The sequence below is a fragment of the Flavobacterium sp. FG19 genome, assembly GCF_057809475.1.
On sequence record NZ_JBMDKA010000010.1, the window covers coordinates 79,099 to 100,716 of the forward strand.

The following is a 21,618-nucleotide window of genomic DNA, read 5'->3' on the forward strand; positions in this document are numbered from 1 at the left end:
ATCTGTGAAATCTGTGGCAGAAAAAAAATCTGCACAATCTGCTAAATCTGCGAGAGAACAAAAAACACAACTATGAAAAACATACTAATAACACTCTGCTTCATTCTCGGATTAAACACCACTTTCGCAAACGACGGCTGGCTAAACATCTTAAAAGAAGGCGGAAACAACAAAGGCCAAAAATGCACCCAAGCCATTCAGAATGCAATCGAAAAAGCATCTAAAAACGGCGGAGGAACTATCTTTTTTCCTGCGGGAGAATATTTGACAGGAGCTTTAACATTAAAAAGCAACATTACAATCCACTTAGATTCGGGAGCACTTTTAAAGTTCTCAGAAAATTTTGATGATTTTCTGCCTTACGTAGAAATGCGTTACGAAGGAATTGTAATGAAAAGCTTCCAACCCTTATTTTACGCCAAAGATGTAGAAAACATCACTATCACAGGAAGAGGCGTAATCGACGGACAAGGAAAAGCGTGGTGGAATGAAGTGTACCGAATCGAAACGGCCAAAGAACCGCTTCCTCCAACCAAATATCAAACCATGTGGGAAGAACAAAACAAAGGCCTTTACACAGAACCATATTACAAAAGAACAGTTGATAAGAAATTTTTCAGACCATCTTTCTTTCAGGCTTACAACTGCAAAAATATTTTGATTGAAGGTGTTACGTTTCAAAATTCACCTTTTTGGACCATCAACCCGGAATTTTGTGATAATGTAACCGTTACTGGAATTTCAATTTTCAACCCGCATTCGCCAAATACAGACGGAATCAATCCTTCTTCTTGTACCAATGTTCACATTTCAAACTGCCATATCAGTGTTGGAGACGATTGCATTACAATCAAATCAGGAAGAGACGGCGACGGACGTAAATACGGAAAAGCAACAGAAAATGTAACCATCACAAACTGCACCATGTTAAGCGGTCACGGCGGAGTGGTAATCGGTAGTGAAATGTCAGGAGGTATCAAAAAAATTACCATTTCCAACTGCGTTTTCGACGGAACTGACAGAGGAATCCGAATCAAATCGGCTCGTGGAAGAGGTGGCGTTGTAGAAGATATTCGTGTCGACAATATTGTTATGAAAAACATTAAAGAAGAAGCATTTGTATTGAGCCTTTTTTACGATAAAGGCACAAAAGTTGAACCTGTAACCGAGAAAACACCGATTTTCAGAAACATCCACATGAGCAACATTACAGCTTCAAACGTAAACAAAGCTGGACAGATTCTTGGAATTACCGAAATGCCAATTCAAAACATCACTTTCTCGAACATCAACATGGACGGAAAAGAAGGTTTTACAGTAAATACGGCCACAGATGTTGAATTTCACGATGTAAAAGTGAACGCAACTGTAGGTTCTTCTTTCAAAATCTCAGATTCAAAAAACATCATTTTAGACAACGTTGGATCTTCAACAGCCATAAAAGGAATTCCGGTTATCAAATTGGATAACGTTTCGAATGCGTTGATCAACAATAATTTTCCATTCAATCCAACCGATATTTTTATCGAAGCCAATGGAAAAGACACCAAAAATATTTTCCTGAAAAACAATGTGTTCAACAACGTTACCACAGCGATCAAAAAAGGAAAAGATTTAGATAAAAAAGCAATTACAGAATAATTAGTTAGACGTATCCTAACAGGTTTTTAAAACCTGTTAGGTATTAATAATTAGAAGCAGAAACATTAGGCATTTTTGGAAACATCGTCCCGCTTTCCGTTGCAATCTTTTGTATCTCGTTAAAGAAACGAGACACAAAAGGATTTCCACTGCAAACGAAGTTCACTGAACTCTGGTGAAAATAAAAGTGTAGTGAAGTAATCGGGGCTAAAGAGAAAAATTAGGCTTGATCCTGCAAGGTTTTCAAAACCTTGTAGGTTTAGATTAAAAGTATAGAAATACATACCTACAAGGTTTTGAAAACCTTGCAGGAGAAAAAATAAGACATGAAAAAAATATTCATCATAGTAACCCTTTCACTTTTTGCGATTAGTTATTCGCAGAAAAAGAAAGATTTATATCTTTTTACGTCGTTTAGAGAACCTGCAACAGAAGGTTTATATTTGGCATACAGTGAAGACGGTTACAACTGGAAGGGATTAGAAGAATCATTTTTAAAACCCGAAATCGGAGCCAGTAAAATCATGCGTGATCCGTCAATCACAAAAGGAGCAGACGGAATCTATCACATGGTTTGGACAACCGACTGGAAAGGCGGAAACGGTTTTGGCTACGCAAGTTCAAAAGACTTAATTCATTGGTCAGAACAGCAATATATTCCCGTGATGAAAAACGAACCAGAAGTCGTAAACGTTTGGGCGCCGGAGATTTTTTATGATGATGTAAAAGAGGAATACATTATTATCTGGGCATCAACAATTCCGTTCCGATTTCCAAAGGGAGTAGAAGAGGAGAAAAACAATCACAGAATGTATTACGTAACGACAAAAGATTTTAAAACTTTTTCGGGTACAAAATTATATTACGATCCAGGTTTCAGTGTAATTGATTGTGTGATTGTCAAAAAAGGGAAAAAAGACTATGTTTTGGTTTTGAAAGACAACACAAGACCCATGCGAAACATAAAAGTAGCTTTTGGAAAATCGCCTTTAGGGCCATTTCAGAAAAGTTCAGAACCTTTGACAGAATATTTATCAGAAGGTCCAACAGTAGTAAAAGTGGGTAAAAACTGGCTTTTGTATTATGACAATTACGGTTCAAAAAATTATAAAGCGTTAAGCACAACAGATTTTGTTCATTTTGAAGATGTTTCATCTAAAATAAGCCTTCCCGAAGGACATAAACACGGAACGATAACAACAATCTCTGCGGACGTTTTAAAGGGATTAATTGATAAAAAATAAATTATATAGCCACAGATTACACAGATTAAAAGGATTTTTTTTAAGATCTAATAATTAAAAATATAAATCTGCATAATCTGCTAAATCTGCGAGAGTAAATTTTTTTCTCGCAGATTTTGCAGATCAAGCAGATAAAAGAAATGGTTAGAAAAATTTCACGCAGATTTAAAATGATTTAAGCAGATCAAGCCGATTTTTTGATTTGTATAAAATCAAAAAGATTAAAATTAAATCTGCGCCAATCAGCCAAAATCTGCAAAATCTGCGTGAAACAAAAAAAATATAAAATGATTGCTTTCCAAAACATAAAAACCAACATCATAACCACAGCCACAATTCTTCTGGCTTGCACCGCTGTAAATGCACAAAACGATACTGTGAGATATGTTGGTAAAACACTTTCCAACATCGATTACCATCACGGACAGTTGAGTCCAGCGGTTGGAGTCCATGCTACGCAAATCATGCGTGCCAGCCGTGAACATCCCGAAAAAGCTGATGGTTTTGGATGGACATACAACCACCAGCCGATGATGGCGTATTGGAACAATACCTTTTATCTGCATTATTTAAGCGATCCTTCGGGTGAACATATTCCGCCAAGTCAGACATTATTAATGACTTCTAAAGACGGTGTAACATGGACAAAACCAGAAGTGATTTTTCCAATTTACCGCATTCCTGACGGATGGAAAAAAGAAGGTGTTGAAGGCGTTGCCAAAAATCTCGATGCCATTATGCACCAGAGAATGGGCTTTTATACCTCAAAAGACAACCGACTTTTTGCTTTAGCGTATTACGGAATTGCGATGGATGAAAAAGACGATCCAAACGACGGAAAAGGAATTGGTCGTGTCATTCGTGAAATCAAAAAAGACGGAAGTTTTGGCGAAATTTATTTCATCAGATACAACAAAACCTGGGATAAATCGAAATCGAAATTCCCATTTTATACCGCATCAAAAGACAAAGGTTTGAAAAAAGCCTGCGAAGAAATTTTATCAGAACCGTTAGTTTTACAGCAATGGGTAGAAGAAGCCGATCGTGACGATGAATTAATTCCGTTGCAGAAACCATACAAAGCGTTTAGTTATTATCATTTACCAAACGGAAATGTTGTGGGGTTGTGGAAACACGCTTTAACATCTATCAGTAGAGACGGTGGAAAATCTTGGGATTATATGCCATTGCGTGCGCCGGGATTCGTAAACAGCAACGCTAAAATCTGGGGACAAAAAACGTCAGACAATCGTTATGCAACACTTTACAATCCTTCAGAATATCGCTGGCCTTTGGCAATTTCAACAAGCGATGACGGATTAAATTACAAAGATTTATTATTGGTTCACGGAGAAGTAAGTCCGATGCGTTACGGTGGAAACTACAAATCGGCAGGTCCGCAATATGTGCGTGGGATTACAGAGAAAAATGGAACTCCGCCAGACGGAAAAATCTGGGTGGGTTACAGTATGAACAAAGAAGATATTTGGGTGGCGTCGATTCCTGTTCCAGTAACTTCGGTTGTGACAGAAAATGTAAATGACGTTTTCAATAATCTTCCCGACGGACAGGAATTGAAATTATGGAATACCTACGATCTTTCGTGGGCATCAACCAAAATCGAAAAGAAAGCCGATGGTAGAAAATGGCTGACGTTAAGAGATCAGGATTATTTTGATTATTCCCGTGCCGAAAGAGTGATTCCATTTGCCTCAAAAATGGAAGCTATTTTCACAGTAAAACCAGAACAAAACAATCATGGTTTATTGCAGATTGAATTCCAAAACAAACAAGGTCTGCCTTCCGTAAGATTGATTTTTTATTCTGACGGAGAATTAAAAGTAAAAAATGGTGCACGTTTGAGTTCGGTTACAAAATACGAAGCAAACAAAGCCTACACAATCACAGTTAAATTAGATGCTAAAAACCGTCAGTATACTATAAAAGTAAACGATGGAAAAGAATCAACAAAGATATTTTATGCGCCAACAGATGGTTTTGAACGAATCATGTTCCGCACAGGAGAACAAAGATATATGCCAAATCCGGACACAGCGCCAGACACAGATGATTACGACGACCTGCCTCAAACCGGAAAATTAATCCCAGAAGCAGTATTCAATATCGAATCGTTGATTACTAAAAAGTTGTAAAGAAAAATAGCCACAAATTCACGAATTATTTTATAAACGTTGCGTAATTTTTGCCACAGATTAAAATGATTAACACAGATTATAATCCAATTAATCCTTTTAATCTGTGGCAGAAAAAATTAGAGAAATTAAACGCAAAGTAAAAAATTGAGTTAATTCGTGAATTCGTGGCGAAAAAAAATATACAAAGTGAAGTTTTTTAAAAGAATATTATTAGCCGTTAGTCTTCTAGCAACTGTAGTTTCTAAAGGACAAATTCTCCCTGTACGCCTAACAACAGAAATGGCTCAAAATCCATTAGCAGTTGTAGAAAATCAGCCAAGATTGGGCTGGCAATTGGTTTCAAAAGAATCCGACGCCTCTCAGGTAGCATTTCTTATTTTAGTAGCTTCTTCAGAAGAAAAACTAAATAATGACGATGGAGATATTTGGAATTCGGGAAGAGTTAATTCCGATAAAAACCTGCATATTCTTTATGGCGGAAAACCATTAAAAAACGAAACCAAATATTTCTGGAAAGTTAAAGTTTGGAATCAATCAGGGAAAGTTTCAAAATGGAGTAGAATCGCTTCGTTCAGAACGGCGCCACTGGAATCAGATTTAAACCCGACGTGGATTGGTGCGATTACCAAAGCCGACAGTCATTTGCCGGAAGGAAGAACTTATCACACTGCCACTTTCAACAGAGAAAAAAAGATGTCCTTTATCAATGCTTCCGATTCTTTGGCACGCAGAAGCATTATGTTGCGCAAACCTTTCGAAGTAGAAAAAGCAGTTAAAGAAGCCGTAGTTTACATTTCAGGTTTAGGACATTATGAATTGACTATCAATGGGAAAAAAGTGGGTAACAGCCAATTTGCGCCGTTGTGGACCGATTATGATAAAACGGTTAATTATAACATTTACGAATTAAGCGCAAAAGATTTTCAAAAAGGCGATAACGTAATTGGCGTTTTGTTAGGAAACGGAATGTACAATACGCTTGCCGAAAGATATACCAAATTTTTCGTGAGTTTTGGTCCGCCGACATTATTCTTTAAAATGAAAATCAAGTATAATGACGGTTCAGAAGAAATTATAAAATCGGATGGAAGCTGGAAATACAGCAAAAGTCCGATTACCTACAACAGTATTTTTGGAGGAGAAGATTACAATGCCAGTTTAGAACAACGAGGCTGGAATAGAAAAGGTTTTAAAGATAGAGATTGGAAAAAAGTAATCATTCAGGAAGCGCCGAAAGGAGTTTTAAGACCGCAGACAGCACCACCGGTTACGATTCAGAAACAATACGAAGTGAAAACTGTAAAAGAACTGAAACCAAATTTCTATGTTTTTGATATGGGACAAAATCTTTCGGGATTTCCAACGATCAAAGTAAAAGGAAAAAGAGGGCAAACAATTCGTGTTTGGGTAGCTGAAGGATTAAATGAAGAGGGCACAATCGCGCAAGGAAGATCTGGAAAACCATATTATTACGATTACACTTTAAAAGGCGATGGAGTAGAAGAATGGACTCCAAAATTCAGTTTCTACGGCTATCAGTATGTTCAGATTGAAAACGTCAATTACAAAGAAGATAAAAACAAAGAGTTTCCGACTTTGGTTGAGTTGAAATCGAATTTCATTTACAATTCGGCTGGAGAAGCAGGAAGTTTTGCTTGTTCGAATGAGATTTTCAATAAAACACACGAACTGATCAATAACTCCATAAAAAGTAATTTCCAAAGTGTTTTTACCGATTGCCCGCAACGTGAAAAATTAGGCTGGCTCGAAGAAATTCAGTTGAATGGGCCAGGTTTGATGTTCAATTATAATCTTCAGACTTTCCTTCCTGCAACGATGCAGAACATTTCTGATTCACAACGTGATAACGGATTAATCCCGACAATTGTTCCTGAATATGTAATTTTTGGAGGCGATTTTACCGATTCTCCGGAATGGGGCGTTACAGGCGTAATCTTGCCTTGGATGTATTACGAATATTACGGTGACGCTTCATTATTAGAGAAATATTATCCTGTAATGAAAAAGTATGTCGATTATTTAGGAACTAAAGCCACAAACAACATAGTTTCTCACGGATTAGGCGATTGGTACGATTACGGAACACATCCTGCAGGATATTCTAAAAATAGTCCAATTGGGCTTTCTGCCACTTCTCACTATTATTATGGAGCGTATCTGACGGCTAAAGCGGGGAAATTATTGGGCAAAACTGAAGATTTTGAGAAATACAATACGTTGGCTTCTGAGATTAAAACCGCTTTCAATAAGGAATTTTTCAACGAAGAAACCAAACAATACGGAACAAACAGCCAGTTTAGCAACGCTGTTCCGATTTTTATGGATATTGTAGAACCGCAGTATAAAGAAGCGGTAATGCAGAATCTTTTAGCCGATATCAAAGAAAAAGGCGATCGTTTGACAACGGGAGATGTTGGAAACCGTTATTTGTTTCAAACATTGGCAAGAAATGGTGAAAATGAAACCATGTATAGAATGCACAATCATTATGATGCGCCGGGTTATGGTTTTCAGATTAAATTTGGCTTGACCACTTTAACCGAACAATGGGATCCGAGAAAAGGAAATTCGTGGAATCACTTTATGTTGGGACAAATTGAAGAATGGTTTTACCAAAGTTTAGCGGGAATCAAATCGGATCCTGAAAAACCGGGTTTCAAACATTTCTTTATTCAGCCGGAAGTGGTAGGCGATATGACTTTCGCGAAAGCGGATTATCAATCGGTTTATGGAAAAATCACTTCTTCTTGGGAAAAGAAAGACGGCAAATTTATTCTGATGGTTCAGATTCCGGTGAATACAACAGCAACAGTAAAATTGCCAGTTGCTAAAGATTCAGAAATAAAAATTGACAGTAAAAAGGTTAGAGCAGGTTTCGATGAAAAAACGCAAAAGCCGATGTTAGAATTAGGATCGGGAATTTATACCATAGAATGCACAATATAATGGAACGCGGATGACACGGATTCGCTATCGCGAAAACGCTGATTTACACGGATTTTTTCTTTTTTAGAATAATTAAAAATCCGTTTTAATCCGCTTCTTTACGAAGTAAATCCGTTTCATCAGCGTCCCAACACACAACAATATCAAAATGAAAAAAATAAAATATATCTTCTTAGTTTCCATTTTTGCCTTGACATTTGCCAATGCGCAAAGTACTTCTGATACGAATTTTAGAAAGCCAGTATCAGAAACACTGAAAAAAATAGAAACTGTTTTTAACGTAACCATCAACGATGACAGAGGTTTATTAAAAGGAAAAGAACTCGACTATGCCGACTGGAGAATTGAACCAGGAAATCTACCGCTTTCGCTAACTAATATTTTAGTGCCGTTTGAATTGATGTATTTTAAACAACCCGATGGAACCTACATCATACGCAAGTATGAAAACCATAAAGTTTCGGTAGATAAAGGAAAAGAACGCTTGTTTTATTTAGAAAGCCTTTATTCGACCAAAGAAGAATGGGAGAAACGCAAAACGGAGTTAAAAGCTTGTATGATTCAATCATTTGGATTAGAAAAGGCACCCCCAATGCCCAAGTCTAAACCACTTTTAACTCCAAAAAGAATTTACAAAGACTACAGTGTAGAAAATATTGCTTTGGAAATTCTTCCGGGAGTCTATGCCACAGGATCGATTTACAAACCGTATCCGTTCAATAAAAAGTCGGCTGTAATTATTACACCAGACGGGCATTTCGGTGACGGAAGATACAGAAAAGATGAGCAGTACCGTTGTGCCATGATGGCAAAAATGGGCGCAATTGTGGTCGGTTACGATTTATTTGCGTGGGGCGAATCGTTATTGCAGTTTCCCGAAGAAACGCACAGAAACAGCATCGCATCGACTGTACAATTACTTACAGGAATTCGTTTGTTAGATTATTTGTCAACCGTAAAAAATGCTGATATGTCAAGAGTTGGTGTTACAGGTGGCTCTGGCGGAGGATCACATACGATGTTTTTATCAGCGATTGATGATCGTGTAAAAGTTTCAGCTCCAGTTGTGATGGTTTCGTCACATTTCTCAGGCGGTTGCCCATGCGAGAGCGGACGCGGCATTCACTTATGTGGAAACGGAACTAATAATGCCGAAATCTCAGCTATGATGGCGCCAAAACCACAATTGATTGTTTCTGACGGAAAAGACTGGACTTTAGCAGTTCCAGAATTGGAATTCCCTTTTATCCAAAGAACTTACGAATTGTACGGAAAGAAAGATTTAGTAGAAAATGCCCATTTTGAAAAAGAAGGACACGATTTCGGAATCTCAAAACGCATGGCTTTGTATCCGTTTATGGCGAAATATTTAAATTTAGATTTGAATAAAGTGAAGAATGACAAAGGCGAAATCGACGAATCGACGTGTGTGATTGAACCAAAAGAAAAGTTGCTGGTTTTTGGAGATAAAGGAGAAAAACTGCCAAAAAATGCGTTGAAAGACATCAACAAATTATATGAAATGTTCGGAGAAAAAAATCTGAAAGTTTACGAGGTTAAGAAGTAAAAAAGATAGCCACGAATTCACGAATTATTTTTTTCTGCCACAGATTAAAATGATTATTAGGATTTTTTATCTGCCAGATTTTTAATCATTGAAAATCCTTTAATCTGGGGCAAATAAATTAGAGAAATTATACGCAAAGAATAATTAGAGAAAATTCGTGAATTCGTGGCGAAAAAAAATATTTATGAAGATAAGAGTTAAAATACAGCAATTAGGTTTTGGAATTTTACTGATTTTAGTAGGTCAGAATATCATTGCTCAGTCAAGTAACGACCTAAAATTGTGGTACGATAAACCCGCATCCATTTGGAACGAAGCCTTGCCTTTAGGAAACGGACGTTTGGGCGCAATGGTTTTTGGCGACCCAGCAGTAGAACGTTTGCAATTGAATGAAGAAACCATTTGGGCAGGATCTCCAAACAGCAATGCACATTCCAAATCGATAAAAGCATTACCAATTGTTCGTCAGTTAATTTTTGACGGAAAATTTGATGAAGCACAAGAATTGGCTACGCAGGATATCATGTCGCAAACGAATGACGGAATGCCGTATCAGACTTTTGGAAGCGTTTATATTTCGTTCAACGGACATCAAAAATATACCGATTATTACCGTGATTTAGATATCAGTAATGCTACAGCTAAAGTAAAATACAAAGTAAATGGGGTTGAATTTACAAGAGAAATTCTAACGGCATTTTCAGATCAGGTTATTGTGGTTAAACTTTCTGCGAGTCAGCCTGGACAAATAACTTGTAACGTTTTCATGAACAGTCCGATTGATAAAACAGTCGCTTCGACAGAAGGAAACCAGATTATACTTTCGGGAGTTGGAACTAACTTTGAAGGCGTAAAAGGAAAGGTAAAATTTCAAGGCCGATTAACCGCTAAAAATAAAGGCGGACAAATCGATGCCAGCAATGGCGTATTAAGTATCAATAAAGCCGATGAAGTAACTTTATACATTTCGATTGCAACCAATTTCAAAAACTATCAGGACATTTCTGGTGATGAAATTGCAAAAAGCAAAGACTATTTGGCGAAAGCGGAAACAAAAGATTTTGAAACCATAAAGAAAGCGCATGTTGATTATTACCAAAAATTCTTTAACAGAGTTGCGTTAGATTTAGGTTCAAACGAATTGACAAAGAAATCAACAAACGAAAGAATCAGAGATTTTTCGAAACAATTTGATCCGCAGTTGGCTTCATTGTATTTCCAATTTGGGCGCTATCTTTTAATTTCGAGTTCACAGCCAGGAGGACAGCCAGCCAATCTACAAGGAATCTGGAACGATATGGTAACGCCACCTTGGGACAGTAAATACACAACCAACATCAATGCGGAAATGAATTATTGGCCAGCACAGGTAACAAATCTACAGGAAATGCATGAACCTTTTGTACAAATGGCAAAAGAATTGGCTGTAACGGGTGCAGAAACTGCGAGAACAATGTACAATGCCAGTGGATGGGTTCTACACCACAATACCGATATTTGGCGTGTAACCGCTCCGGTAGATTCAGCTGCTTCGGGAATGTGGCCGACAGGTGGTGCTTGGGTTTGTCAGGATTTATGGGAAAGATATTTATATACAGGAGATAAAAAATATTTAGCAGAAATTTATCCGATCATGAAAGGCGCCGCCGATTTCTTTTTAGATTTCATGATTGTAGATCCGAACACAGGATATTTAGTGGTTGTTCCGTCAAGTTCTCCTGAAAACACACATGCAGGCGGAACAGGAAAAGCCACTATTGCATCTGGAACTACAATGGACAATCAGTTGATTTTTGATTTGTTTACACATGTAATCGAGGCTTCGGCATTGGTTGCTCCAGACGCTGTTTATTCGAAAAAAGTAAGCGACGCTTTGGCAAAAATGCCTCCAATGAAAGTGGGAAAACACAGTCAGTTGCAAGAATGGCAGGACGATTGGGACAATCCGAAAGACAATCACAGACACGTTTCGCATTTATACGGATTGTATCCGAGCAATCAGATTTCGCCAATCAAAACACCAGAATTATTTGAAGCAGCTAAACAATCGCTAATTTACAGAACAGATGAATCTACAGGCTGGTCAATGGGATGGAAAGTAAATTTATGGGCGAGATTATTAGACGGAAATCATGCGTATAAATTGATTCAGGATCAATTACATTTGGTAACAGCAGATCAAAGAAAAGGCGGCGGAACGTATCCGAATATGTTAGATGCACATCAGCCATTCCAAATTGATGGGAACTTTGGATGTACTGCCGGTTTTGCCGAAATGTTGATGCAGAGTCAGGAAGATGCGATTCAGTTACTGCCTGCTTTACCAACGGTTTGGAAAGACGGAAGCATAAAAGGTTTAGTAGCAAGAGGCGGATTTGTAATTGATATGACCTGGAAAAATAACAAAGTTTCGACTTTGAAAATCTATTCGAAAATTGGTGGAAACTGCCGATTGAAATTAGAGAATACTTTAAGCGGTTCTTCAATAAAAAAAGCAAAAGGAAAAAATTCAAATCCGTTATTTTATGATGTGGAAGTGAAGAAACCGATTATTTCTAAGGAAGCAAAATTACCTAAAGTACAATTGCCAAATTATAATATTTACGATGTGAATATGAAAGCGGGGCAGACGTATACTTTTACTGGGAATTAATATATGAGCTTAGACCTAACAGGTTTTTAAAACCTGTTAGGTCTTGACATGTTTCCTGCAAGGTTTTCAAAACCTTGTAGGTATGAATTAGAAGGTTTAGTTTTTAATTAAAATCAAACACCTACAAGGTTTTGTCCCGAAGCCTCGGGATTGCAGGAGATTGAAAACGTAAAGGTCTCTTGCGTGAGTGATGGAAGTGGAGCTCTCCCGATTTTTCATCGGGAAGCGGGAACGGACAGCACGACCCGGAGGGGCACGCCCAAAATATTAAAATTAATTAGATAGAATGTTGACAAATTTCAAACATAAAATAATAACACTTTCAATAGCAATTGCATGTATAAACAGCAGTTGCAAATCTGGAGCAGACCATTCTCAAAAAGGGAAATCAGTCATTTTAAAAGAAAAAAACTTCAAACATTATGTGGACTATTTCAACACGATGGAAGATGAAAATTTGAAGTTTGCGATTCCAAATGACAGTGCTTGGACTTGGATGGAAAAGAACATTCCGTTGTTTGAATGTCCACAGCAGAATTTCGAGGAAATCTATTATTTCAGATGGTGGAGCGTTCGTAAACATATAAAGAATACTCCACAAGGATTTGCAATTACCGAGTTTTTGGTAGACCGTTCGTATGCCGATAAATACAATATGATTAGTTGTGCTTTGGGACACCATATTAACGAATTTAGATGGGTTCATGATCCGAAATACATTGAACAGGATGTGAAACTTTGGTATAGAGGCAATGATGGAAAACCGATGAACAAATTGTATAAATTCAGCAGTTGGACAGCCGATGCTTTGTATAATCGTTATTTGGTGAATAAGGATGAAAAATTCTTATTGGATTTATATCCGGACATGGTTACCGATTATGCCGTTTGGGAAAAAGACCGTCAGCGAAAAGATGGTCTGTTTTGGCAACATGACGTAAAAGACGGGATGGAAGAATCTTTAAGCGGCGGACGAAAAGTACAAAATGCAAGACCAACGATTAACAGTTATATGTACGGAAATGCTGTAGCGATTTCTAAAATGGCTGAAATGAAAGGCGATAAAGAAGCAGAAGTAAAATTCAGAGCAAAAGCTGGTGTTCTGCAAAAATTAGTAGAAACCAAATTGTGGAACCAGAAAAGCGAATTTTTTGAGACCTTTACAGAAAAAGATACTTTGGCGCAGGTTCGAGAAGCAATCGGATTTATTCCGTGGTATTTTAACTTGCCAGAGCAAAATAAAGGTTTTGAAAAGGCGTGGGAACAAATTAAAGATGAAAAAGGATTTTCGGCTCCGTTTGGATTAACAACAGCAGAAAGAAGAAGTCCGAGATTTAGAACCCACGGAACAGGAACCTGTGAGTGGGACGGTGCGATTTGGCCATTTGCAAGTTCGCAGACGTTAACCGCTTTGGCAAATGTTTTGAATAATTACAATCAGAATTATGTTGGTAAAACGGATTATTTCAAGCAGATGGAATTGTATGTTCAGTCCCAATATTACAGAGGAAGACCTTATTTGGGAGAATATTTGGATGAAACAACTGGATATTGGTTAATGGGAGACAGAGAAAGAAGCCGTTATTATAACCATTCGACTTTCAATGATTTAGTGATTACTGGATTGGTTGGTTTACGTCCGAGAGCTGATAAAAAGATTGAAGTAAATCCGCTAATTCCACAAGAAAAATGGGATTGGTTTTGTCTGGATAATGTTTTGTATCATGGCAATATTATTACGATTCTTTGGGATAAAACAGGAGAAAAATATCATAAAGGAAAAGGTTTTAGAATTTTTAAAAACGGAAAAGAGATTGCGGTTTCTGAGAAATTGGAGAAGTTAGTTTCTGAATAATTTTAAACCGTTAAGTTGATTTAGTTTAGAATAAAATTTGGAGAAAACAGTATTAAATTATTCAATCAAAGGCGGTGTATTTCATATTGTATGGAATATGGTATTTGTGGTTTTAGGTATTTACTTTTTATCACTTATAAATGTTGAAAAGATTAGATTTAAATTTGGTGATTTGGTTTTACCAATTGTTGCTGTTTTGTTTATCATCGTTTATGGGAAAAAAGCAGTGATGACTCTTTTTAATTTTCATAAAAAAATAATATTCTCACAAGAAGGATTAGAGCTGAATGAGATTTTTTATGAATGGAAAGATATTATATTTCCAAGAGTTATTGCGAAAACAGAACACACGGCAAAGTACAATTTGTCCTATAAAGAGTTTTACCTCACTTTTGTTTATAAGCAGAAAACCATCGAAATAAAAATAGATGATTATGATATTTCTGAAAATGAAATTAAGGAACTTATAAAAAAATATAGTCCAAAGTTTACACCGAGCACTATGAGCGAAGAGAAAACAGTTTACGAACCAATACATGATTTTGATCAGATTATTACTTTAGATTACTATTACGATCTTGAACATGAGGATTCAGAAGAAGCAATACAAGATGTTCAGAAATTAGCTGTGAAAGATTTAGATGGAATAAAACGTTTTTGTGAAAATCAACTCTTTGTGCAACCTGATAAAGTCAGTTTTATTTATTATTCGCTGAGTGAAGATGAGGATATTGATAAATGGGCAGATTTTCTTTCTGATGAGTTTAGTAGAGTTTTTCAGATTGCGTTAAATCAGAATAAAATAAAAGAACTAACTCCAGTTTTATATGAAATTTTAGTAGAAGATATAAGTTCGTATAATGCGGGACAAGTTAGACAGACATTGCTAAAAGGATTAGATCATAAGGATTTAGAAACCCGTTTAAAGGCTTTAGAATTTCTTCAAGATTGGATTGATGAAGCTGTTTTAAAGAGTAATTCAATTGTAGTATCTAAGCTGAGACAAAAGCTTAAAGATCCAGAGTGGAAAATGCGCTGGAAAGCAAGTAAATTGTTAGAACAATATAAAATTGCTTTTGAAAGCTTAAGTACGCTAGATAAATTACGAAGGTTTATTAATCCGTAATTAATAAGTTTCAGTTTATCATTTCTACATTAGGATAAATGACAAAAATGAGCAAAATTTACTCTCGCAGATTTGCTTCGCCTGTTTGCTATCACTCGGGTGGCAGATTTAGGAGATTTTTGATTGAGTAAAATAATCTGCTGAATCTGCCAAATCTGCGAGAAACAAAAAATAAAAGCCCAAAAAGCTTAAAAAATAAAATCATGAAAAAGTTTTTTTTACATCTTACATTAATCATTTCACTTTTTACCATTTCGGCGAAAGCCCAAAACAAAATCAGTGTAAGTGATTTAAAGTGCGAAATGCTGACCAATCCGGAAGGAATTGATGTTTTACAGCCAAGATTAAGCTGGAAAATAAAAGCAGCTATTAATGATGTAAAACAAATTTCATATCAGATTATTGCTTCTTCAAGTTTGGAGAAACTAAATGCAGGAAACGGAGATTTATGGGATAGCGGAAAAATTCAAAGTGATGCTTCCGTAAATGTAATTTATAACGGAAAAAAACTAAAAGACAGACAAGACGCTTATTGGAAAGTAACGGTTTTTACCAACAAAGGCGAGGCTCAATCAAAAGAAACAGGACATTTTAGCATTGGGATTTTAACGTATGCAGATTGGAAATCGACACGTTGGATTGGTTATGAAAAATTGTCGAAAGATGACAGCATTTCGCAGTATTCAAAATTGTCAGCTCGTTATCTGCGAAAAGAAATCAACTTGAAAAAACAAGTCAAAAGTGCCAAAGTTTATATTATGGGAATGGGCTTGTACGAGTTGTACATCAATGGAAATAAAATTGGCGACCAGGTTTTAGCACCTGTTCCTACGGACTATACCAAAAATATAAAATACAATGTTTTTGATGTGACTTCGCAATTGAAGGAAGGGAAAAATATGCTGGGAACAATTTTAGGGAACGGACGTTTTTTTGCCATGCGTCAGGATTACAAACCCTATAAAATCAAGTCATTTGGTTTGCCGAAAATGGCTCTGCAATTATTTGTAGAATATACCGACGGTAGCAAAGACGTTATCAGAACTGACGATACTTGGAAACTAACAACCGACGGTCCGATTTTGGCTAACAATGAATACGACGGCGAAGAATATGATGCCCGCAAGGAAATGAAAGGCTGGAGCACGACCAATTTTGACGATAAAAACTGGATAAACGCCAGATACGTTCAAGAACCAGGCGGATTCTATGAAGGACAGATGTCAGCAAATATGAAAATTAAGCGCGAAGTAAAACCCATATCTATCAAACAAACACCAAAAGGAACTTATATCCTGGATATGGGACAAAATATGGTGGGCTGGCTACAATTGAAAGTAAAAGGAAATGCGGGAGATAAAATCACGATGAAATTTGCGGAATCGTTACAGCCGGATGGTTCGTTATATATTGCCAATTTGCGTGATGCCAAAACTACTGATATTTATACTTTAAAAGGAGAAGGGGAAGAAGTTTGGGAACCTCGTTTTATTTTTCACGGATTCAGATTTGTAGAGATTTCAGGATTTAAAACCAAGCCAGCTTTAGAAAATTTTGTTGGAAAAGTGGTTTATGATGATATTCAGACTACGGGAACTTTCGATTCTTCGAACCCGATAATGAACCAGATTTTTAAGAATGCTTGGTGGGGAATTAGTGGAAATTATAAAGGAATGCCGATTGATTGTCCGCAAAGAAACGAGCGTCAGCCTTGGTTGGGAGACAGAACGACTGGAGCTTTTGGAGAAAGTTTCTTATTTGATAATCAGACTTTGTACGCAAAATGGTTAGACGATATTAAAAACTCGCAAACTATTGATGGTGGAATTCCAGATGTAGCACCAGCTTTTTGGCGTTATTACGGCGATAATGTGACTTGGCCGGGAACTTATATTACCGTAGCAGATATGCTGTATCAGCAATTTGGAGATTCAAAAGTGGTCGAAAAACAATATCCATACATGAAAAAATGGATGGATTATATGGAAGAAAACTATTTGGTTGACGATATCATGACCAAAGATAAATATGGCGATTGGTGCGTTCCACCAGAGTCGTTGGAATTAATCCGTTCGAAAGATCCTTCTCGTTTAACGGATGGCGAACTAATTTCGAGTGCTTTTTATTATCAGCTTCTAAATATCATGAAAAAGTTTGCTATCATTGCCAATACACAAAATGATATTAAACATTATGATGAATTAGCTTCAAGAATCAAAAAAGCATTCAACGCTAAATACTTCAACAAAGACAAAAACAATTACGCCAATAATACCGTAACAGCCAATTTACTGCCTTTGACTTTCGGAATGGTTCCAGAAGAATTAAAGCAAAAAGTTTTTGAAAGTCTAGTTCATGAAGTAGAAGTAACCAAAAACGGTCATGTCAGCACAGGCGTTATCGGAACACAGTTTTTAATGCGAACCTTAACCAATTTCGGTCGTGGGGATTTAGCTTTTAAATTAGCATCAAACAAAACGTATCCAAGTTGGGGTTATATGGTCGAAAACGGCGCTACGACAATCTGGGAACTTTGGAACGGAAACACGGCGGATCCTGCAATGAATTCGCAAAACCACGTCATGCTTTTAGGCGATTTATTGATTTGGTATTACGAAAATATGGCAGGTATCAAGAGCAATCCTGAAACTCCCGGTTTCAAACAAATTATCATGAAACCTGATTTCAATGCAGGATTGACTTATGTAAACGCTTCTTACGAATCGGTTTACGGAACGATTAAAAGTGATTGGAAAAAAGACAAAAAAGCTTTGGTTTGGAATATTACGATTCCGGCGAATACGACGGCTGTAGTTTATTTGCCAACAACGAATGTTTCATCAGTAACAGTGAATAAGCAAAAATTAACCCAGTTTTCTACTTCTGCTAAAACAGAGAACAATAATACTATTGTAACTTTATTATCTGGAACTTATGTTTTGAGTGTAAAATAAGGAAGTTTTTTCGTACTATTGTGAAGTATTGCAAAAGATAATTTATGGATGCTATTAAAGTTTTTGAAGATAAAAGAGTACGAAGTCATTACGATACTGATAATGAAATTTGGTACTTTTCTATAGTGGATATTGTTGAAGCTTTAACAGATTCTAAGAACCCGACAGATTATTTAAAAAAAATCAGAAAGAGAGATGCTGAACTTGGAAGCTACATAGGGACAAATTGTCCCCAGGTAACAATGTTAACTAATGGGAAAAAGCGTAAAACACTGGCAGGTAATGTTGAAAATATTTTTAGAATAGTACAATCATCCCATCTCCTAAAGCTGAACCGTTTAAGCAATGGCTGGCAAAAGTAGGTTATGAACGTATTCAGGAAATTCAGGATCCGGTACAAAGTATCGACCGAGCTAGAGAAAACTGGAAACAGCATGGAAGAAGCGAAAAGTGGATTCAGCAACGCATGATGGGACAGGAAACCCGAAATAAACTAACTGATTACTGGAAAGAAGCGGGTATTGAAGAGAAAAATGAATTTGCAATTCTAACTAATATTATTCATCAAGAATGGACCGGACTTTCAGTTAAAGAACATAAAGAAGCAAAAGGCTTAAAGACGCAAAATCTGAGAGACCACATGAGTGAGGCCGAGCTCATTTTTACAGCACTTGCCGAACTTTCTACAAGGCAAATAGCCGAAAACGATGAAGCAAAAGGATTAATCGAAAATGCAGTTGCAAGCAAAAAGGGTGGAACAGTGGCTAAAAATGCGCGAGTTGAACTGGAACAACAAACAGGTAAAAATGTAGTAACAAACGAGAATTTTTTACCTCCTTCAGAAAGAAAAAAAACTTTCCCTAAGAAGAAATAATATTTTTTTCAAAAAGTTGAACTGTAAAAAAACTACTTTACTATATAAAATGACTTAGCTATTACGTTTTCGTCAGGAAATTTTGCGATTAACGTTAAATAAGTTGCATTTTAAATAATTCGGGACAGTACAGGATGCATTGTTAATTTTTTGGTGTTATTTTTACACTTATTAAATATTTTTACCTAAAAAAATGCTAGGTATATATTTATAGTCAGAAAAAATAATTCATAATTTAAATTAAGAATGAAGGTAACAAAATTAGTATTTGTCTTGTTTGGACTTTTCCTTTTAGGGAGTTGTAAATCGGCTTTAGAGAAAAAGACTTGGAAAGAAGGAATTTTAGTAGATCAGTTTATTTATGATAAAGCGCCTTATCCTTCTTGCCACGCTGTTACAATTGTCGAAGCTACAAATGGTGATTTAGTTGCCTCATGGTTTGGTGGAACTCACGAAAGGCATCCTGACGTTTGCATTTATGTAGCCATCAAACCCAAAGGGAGTGACACTTGGAATGAAGGCGTAAAAGTGGCCGACGGTGTTATGAAAGAAGGGCCAAGATTACCAACTTGGAATCCAGTTTTATACCAAATTCCGGGTGGCGATTTAATGTTATTCTATAAAATAGGCCCAAAACCATCTGAATGGTGGGGCGTAATCAGAACTTCATCTGATGGTGGAAAAACTTGGTCTGAGGCTCAAAAAATGCCAGATGGTTTCTTAGGGCCAATCAAAAACAAACCAGTTTTATTAAGCAACGGAACATTATTATGTCCGTCAAGCATTGAAGGCGATGGATGGAGACTTCGTATGGAATCTACTCCAGATTTCGGAAAAACTTGGGTAATGGGCGATACACTTCCAAGAGGGAAACAAAAAATCAATGCCATTCAGCCAAGTATTTTATTTCATAAAGACGGAAGTATTCAAGCTATCGGAAGAACGAGAAACAGAGCGATTTTCAGTACATTCTCAAAAGATAACGGAAAAACTTGGTCGGATGTTGAGTTAATCGGATTGCCAAACAACAACTCTGGAACTGATGCTGTAACACTTAATGACGGCAGACATTTATTGGTTTACAATCACGTTTTACCTCCTGGAACAGAAGCGAAAGGGCCAAGAACGCCTTTAAACGTTTCAGTTTCAAAAGACGGAATCAATTGGAATGCTGCTTTGGTTTTAGAAGATTCAAAAATCAGCCAATATTCTTACCCATCTATGATCCAAAGTTCAGACGGAATGGTGCATATCGTGTACACTTGGAGAAGAGAAAAACTGAAATACGTAAAAATCGATCCAAGTAAATTAGTGGCACTTCCAATCAAAAACGGAGTATGGCCAGGCGAAGAAGGAAAAGTAGTAACGGCAGTAAAAGCGGAAGAAGAGTAAAATAAATTGAACCATTAAGAGATTAAGAAAGTTAAGTTGCTGTATCTATTTATTCTTTTAAAGAGAACATTAAGCTTAATTTTCTTCATCTTCTAATGATAATTATTAAAAGTATTGAAGCTTAATTTCCTTAATGCCTTAATGGTAAAACTAATTAACATGAAGCTAAATAAAAATTTAATTGTTGCGCTACTTGTTGTTCTATCAACAACATTGAACAGCTGTGCAACAGCTCAGTCTTCAAACAAAAAGCAAAAATATAAAGTGGCGGTTTGCGACTGGATGATTTTAAAAAGACAAAAATTAGGTGCTTTTGGTTTGGCTGCTGAAATAAAAGCTGATGGAATTGAGCTGGATATGGGAGGTTTAGGAAACCGTCCGACTTTTGACAGCAAACTAGGCGATCCTGTAGAAAGACAAAAATTCTTAGACAAATCGAAAGAAACTGGCGTTGGAATTAGTTCAATTGCCATGTCTGGATTTTACGCCCAATCTTTTGCGACAAGAGAAATCACGCCAATGATTACCGATTGTATTCAGGCCATGAAAAACATGAAAGTAAAAGTGGCCTATCTTCCGTTAGGAACACAAACCGATTTGGTAAAAAATCCAGAATTGCGTCCAGAAGTAATTAAAAGACTGCAATGGGCAGGAAAAGAAGTGGGGAAAATAGGCGGAGTTATCGCAATCGAAACTTCGTTAAGTGCCACAGAAGAGAAAAAGCTTTTAGATGACGTGAACTCAAAATACATTAAAAGTTCTTTCAATTTTGCCAATGCAGTTGATAATGGCAGAGACATTTCATCCGAATTGAAAATCTTAGGAAAGAAATATTTGGCGCAAATTCACGCTTCAAACACCGATCAGTTTTGGTTAGAAAACGACAAAGCGATTGATATGCCAAAAATCAAAGCAACATTAGATGAAATGAAATGGAGTGGATGGCTTATTGTAGAACGTTCTCGTGATGTAACTCAAGTTCACAATGTAAAAGCCAATTACGGCGCAAATGTGGCTTATTTGAAAAAGATTTTCCAAAATTAATTTTTTAGCCACAGATTATACGGATTAAAAGGATTTTTAAATCTGTGAAAATCTTTTAATCTGTGGCAAAAGAATCAATAGAAAATCTGCCAAATCTGCTGAATCTGCGAGAGATATTTTTTTCACGCAGATTCAGCAGATCTAG

Annotated in this window: 13 protein-coding genes; all 13 read left to right on the forward strand. The window is 36.6% G+C overall.

What is annotated here, in order from left to right:
- Positions 1 to 72: 72 nt before the first annotated feature.
- The 13 genes from ACODST_RS11980 (at position 73) to ACODST_RS12040 (ending at position 21,473) form a co-directional block, all read left to right on the forward strand.
- Positions 73 to 1,641, forward strand: coding sequence for a glycoside hydrolase family 28 protein (locus ACODST_RS11980; RefSeq protein WP_488932337.1), 1,569 nt, complete (start codon positions 73 to 75; stop codon positions 1,639 to 1,641).
- A 326-nt stretch (positions 1,642 to 1,967) separates the two neighbouring features.
- A complete protein-coding gene (locus ACODST_RS11985; protein WP_488932338.1) occupies positions 1,968 to 2,885 on the forward strand; it encodes a glycoside hydrolase family 43 protein in 918 nt (305 codons plus the stop codon).
- Positions 2,886 to 3,172: 287 nt separating this feature from the next.
- Positions 3,173 to 5,038, forward strand: a complete 1,866-nt coding sequence (locus ACODST_RS11990; protein ID WP_488932339.1) for a six-hairpin glycosidase — start codon at positions 3,173 to 3,175, stop codon at positions 5,036 to 5,038.
- A 189-nt stretch (positions 5,039 to 5,227) separates the two neighbouring features.
- Positions 5,228 to 8,008: a glycoside hydrolase family 78 protein gene (locus tag ACODST_RS11995; RefSeq protein ID WP_488932340.1), complete on the forward strand. Its 2,781-nt coding sequence runs from the start codon at positions 5,228 to 5,230 to the stop codon at positions 8,006 to 8,008.
- A 148-nt stretch (positions 8,009 to 8,156) separates the two neighbouring features.
- Positions 8,157 to 9,575, forward strand: a complete 1,419-nt coding sequence (locus ACODST_RS12000; RefSeq protein ID WP_488932341.1) for an acetylxylan esterase — start codon at positions 8,157 to 8,159, stop codon at positions 9,573 to 9,575.
- A gap of 184 nt (positions 9,576 to 9,759) precedes the next feature.
- Complete coding sequence (locus ACODST_RS12005; protein ID WP_488932342.1) at positions 9,760 to 12,228, forward strand: glycoside hydrolase family 95 protein; 2,469 nt, start codon at positions 9,760 to 9,762, stop codon at positions 12,226 to 12,228.
- Between the two features lie 286 nt (positions 12,229 to 12,514).
- The gene (locus ACODST_RS12010; RefSeq protein ID WP_488932343.1) at positions 12,515 to 14,083 is read left to right on the forward strand and encodes an MGH1-like glycoside hydrolase domain-containing protein; all 1,569 of its coding nucleotides are present in this window, start codon (positions 12,515 to 12,517) and stop codon (positions 14,081 to 14,083) included.
- A 37-nt stretch (positions 14,084 to 14,120) separates the two neighbouring features.
- On the forward strand, positions 14,121 to 15,209 hold the full coding sequence (locus tag ACODST_RS12015; RefSeq protein ID WP_488932344.1) for a HEAT repeat domain-containing protein: 1,089 nt from the start codon (positions 14,121 to 14,123) through the stop codon (positions 15,207 to 15,209).
- Between the two features lie 203 nt (positions 15,210 to 15,412).
- Positions 15,413 to 18,163, forward strand: a complete 2,751-nt coding sequence (locus tag ACODST_RS12020) for a glycoside hydrolase family 78 protein (RefSeq protein WP_488932345.1) — start codon at positions 15,413 to 15,415, stop codon at positions 18,161 to 18,163.
- Between the two features lie 44 nt (positions 18,164 to 18,207).
- Positions 18,208 to 18,525, forward strand: coding sequence for a BRO-N domain-containing protein (locus ACODST_RS12025; protein ID WP_488932346.1), 318 nt, complete (start codon positions 18,208 to 18,210; stop codon positions 18,523 to 18,525).
- A gap of 104 nt (positions 18,526 to 18,629) precedes the next feature.
- Complete coding sequence (locus ACODST_RS12030) at positions 18,630 to 19,037, forward strand: hypothetical protein (RefSeq protein ID WP_488932347.1); 408 nt, start codon at positions 18,630 to 18,632, stop codon at positions 19,035 to 19,037.
- Positions 19,038 to 19,283: 246 nt separating this feature from the next.
- Positions 19,284 to 20,429, forward strand: coding sequence for a sialidase family protein (locus ACODST_RS12035; RefSeq protein ID WP_488932348.1), 1,146 nt, complete (start codon positions 19,284 to 19,286; stop codon positions 20,427 to 20,429).
- A 159-nt stretch (positions 20,430 to 20,588) separates the two neighbouring features.
- A complete protein-coding gene (locus tag ACODST_RS12040) occupies positions 20,589 to 21,473 on the forward strand; it encodes a sugar phosphate isomerase/epimerase family protein (protein ID WP_488932349.1) in 885 nt (294 codons plus the stop codon).
- Positions 21,474 to 21,618 lie beyond the last annotated feature (145 nt).